The sequence below is a fragment of the Blautia sp. AF19-10LB genome (genome assembly GCF_003461245.1).
Taxonomy (GTDB): Bacteria; Bacillota; Clostridia; order Lachnospirales; family Lachnospiraceae; genus Blautia_A; species Blautia_A intestinihominis.
The window spans coordinates 6,924-9,919 of record NZ_QTWS01000062.1 but is presented as its reverse complement, the minus strand read 5'-3'; the positions used below and the strand labels follow the sequence as shown (position 1 = coordinate 9,919).

3 protein-coding genes are annotated in these 2,996 nt (G+C 40.6%); all 3 read left to right on the top strand.

Features of this window, described 5'->3' with window-relative positions:
- Positions 1 to 61: 61 nt before the first annotated feature.
- Positions 62 to 436, top strand: a complete 375-nt coding sequence (locus DWX28_RS18410; protein WP_001129922.1) for a TnpV protein — start codon at positions 62 to 64, stop codon at positions 434 to 436.
- Positions 437 to 802: 366 nt separating this feature from the next.
- Positions 803 to 2,722 carry a tetracycline resistance ribosomal protection protein Tet(O) gene (tet(O), locus tag DWX28_RS18405; RefSeq protein WP_118254544.1) on the top strand — a complete coding sequence of 640 codons (1,920 nt, stop codon included), beginning with the start codon at positions 803 to 805 and terminating at the stop codon, positions 2,720 to 2,722.
- 51 nt (positions 2,723 to 2,773) lie between these two features.
- A complete protein-coding gene (locus DWX28_RS18400; protein ID WP_002779755.1) occupies positions 2,774 to 2,947 on the top strand; it encodes a cysteine-rich KTR domain-containing protein in 174 nt (57 codons plus the stop codon).
- Positions 2,948 to 2,996: the final 49 nt, after the last annotated feature.

Genomic DNA, 2,996 nt, shown 5'->3' with positions numbered 1-2,996 from the left:
TCTGATGTAGGACGGATTTTGCGGACATTCAAAATAAAAAAGAATGTGGAGGTAACAGACAATGGCAAAATCATTATTTGAGGAACTGGGCGGCAAATACGAAAGGCAAGGGGATTATTTGATACCGTGCTTAACTGTACCCGCCGAAGAAGAACAGGCAATAGGCATCTGGGGGCAACGGCATTTAGATTATCTAAAACAGTACCGTAAAGTTACATACACCAATCTTCTTACAAGCGGCAGGCTAAACGCCTACCTTGCCGACATCAACAGACAGGCACAGGAACGCTTTGAAAGGCTCATAGAGGGTATGAAACAGGCACAGGGCATAACGGAACAGCTAAAGGCAGAAAACGCCTTAGAATGGACAGGATGCCTCAATAACATAAGGGCTTGTGCGAGGGAGATTGTGGAAAAGGAAATTATTTTTGCATAAACAGATGATTAGTGGCAGGGGGAAATCCTGCCGCTTTTTCTGCTTTAGTTTGTCAGCTTGACAAATAAAGGGTTAAGGAATATAATTAGATTCAGTATTATACAAGGAGTTAATAAATATGCGGCAAGGTATTCTTAAATAAACTGTCAATTTGATAGTGGGAACAAAAAGTAGCAGTCCCGTTTCACTTTTAATATGGGGCTTAGTTTTTTGTACCCAGTTTAAGAATACTTTTATCATGTAATTTTATATGCCCGAAAACATATAAGTGTTTTGGGGCTATTGGAGTTATTTACCCAGTGATAGGAGTATTTATCACTGGGTATTTTTATGCCCTTTTTTGGGTGTTGATAGGAGGAAAATCACATGAAAATAATTAACTTAGGCATTCTGGCTCACGTTGACGCAGGAAAGACAACATTAACGGAAAGTTTATTGTATACCAGTGGTGCAATTGCAGAACTAGGGAGCGTAGATGAAGGCACAACAAGGACAGATACAATGAATTTGGAGCGTCAAAGGGGAATCACTATCCAGACAGCAGTGACATCTTTTCAGTGGGAGGATGTAAAAGTCAACATTATAGATACGCCAGGCCATATGGATTTTTTGGCGGAAGTATACCGTTCTTTATCCGTATTAGACGGAGCAGTATTATTAGTTTCTGCAAAGGATGGCATACAGGCACAGACCCGTATACTGTTTCATGCACTACAGACAATGAAGATTCCGACAATTTTTTTCATCAATAAAATTGACCAAGAGGGGATTGATTTGCCAATGGTATATCGGGAAATGAAAGCAAAGCTTTCTTCGGAAATTATAGTGAAGCAAAAGGTTGGGCAGCATCCCCATATAAATGTAACGGACAATGACGATATGGAACAGTGGGATGCGGTAATTATGGGAAACGATGAACTATTAGAGAAATATATGTCAGGGAAACCGTTTAAAATGTCAGAACTGGAACAGGAAGAAAACAGGAGATTCCAAAACGGAACGTTATTTCCCGTTTATCACGGAAGCGCTAAAAACAATCTGGGGATTCGGCAGCTTATAGAAGTAATTGCCAGTAAATTTTATTCATCAACGCCTGAAGGTCAATCTGAACTATGCGGGCAGGTTTTTAAGATTGAATATTCAGAGAAAAGGCGGCGTTTTGTTTATGTGCGTATATATAGCGGAACATTGCATTTGAGGGATGTTATTAGAATATCTGAAAAAGAGAAAATAAAAATCACAGAGATGTGTATTCCGTCAAATGGTGAAATCGTCCCGGCTGACCATGCCTGTCCGGGAGAAATTGTTATTTTAGCTGATGATACTTTGAAACTGAACGATATCCTGGGAAATGAAAAACTCCTGCCTCACAAAACACGGATTGATAATCCCATGCCATTACTTCGGACAACGGTAGAGCCGCAAAAGCCGGAGCAAAGGGAAGCCCTGTTAAATGCCCTCGCAGAGATTGCTGATACAGACCCTCTTTTGCATTTTGACATTGATACTGTTACCCATGAGATTATGTTATCTTTTTTGGGGAATGTGCAGATGGAAGTCATTTGTGCCATCCTTGAGGAAAAATATCATGTGGAGGCAGAAATAAAAGAGCCTACTGTTATATATATGGAAAGACCGCTTAGAAAAGCAGAATATACCATCCACATAGAAGTCCCGCCAAATCCTTTCTGGGCTTCTGTCGGGTTGTCCATAGAGCCGCTCCCTATTGGAAGCGGAGTGCAGTATGAAAGCAGAGTTTCACTTGGATATTTAAATCAATCGTTCCAAAATGCGGTTATGGAGGGGGTTCTTTATGGCTGCGAGCAGGGGCTGTATGGATGGAAAGTGACAGACTGTAAAATCTGTTTTGAATATGGATTGTATTATAGTCCTGTAAGTACCCCCGCAGACTTTCGGCTGCTTTCCCCTATCGTATTGGAGCAGGCTTTAAAAAAAGCAGGGACAGAACTATTAGAGCCATATCTCCACTTTGAAATTTATGCACCGCAGGAATATCTCTCACGGGCGTATCATGATGCTCCAAGGTATTGTGCAGATATTGTAAGTACTCAGATAAAGAATGACGAGGTCATTCTGAAAGGAGAAATCCCTGCTAGATGTATTCAAGAATACAGGAACGATTTAACTTATTTCACAAATGGGCAGGGAGTCTGCTTGACAGAGTTAAAAGGATACCAGCCAGCTATTGGTAAATTTATTTGCCAACCCCGCCGCCCGAATAGCCGTATAGATAAGGTTCGGCATATGTTCCACAAGTTAGCTTAACAGCTTGCAAAAGTCATATAAAATGAGATTTGAAAGGATTAGAGACTAATTATGATGAAATGCGAATGGATATTGTGTCCTGTTTGTGGGAGCAAAACCCGTAATAAAATTAGGAAGGACACTGTTTTGGAGAATTATCCCCTTTATTGTCCAAAATGCAGACAAGAAAGATTGATTAAAGTTGACAACTTGAAGATAACTGTCATCAAAGAGCCAGACGCTTAAGACGCAGAGCCGATGAAATTGTGGAACAATTCACGAATCATCGGCTCTT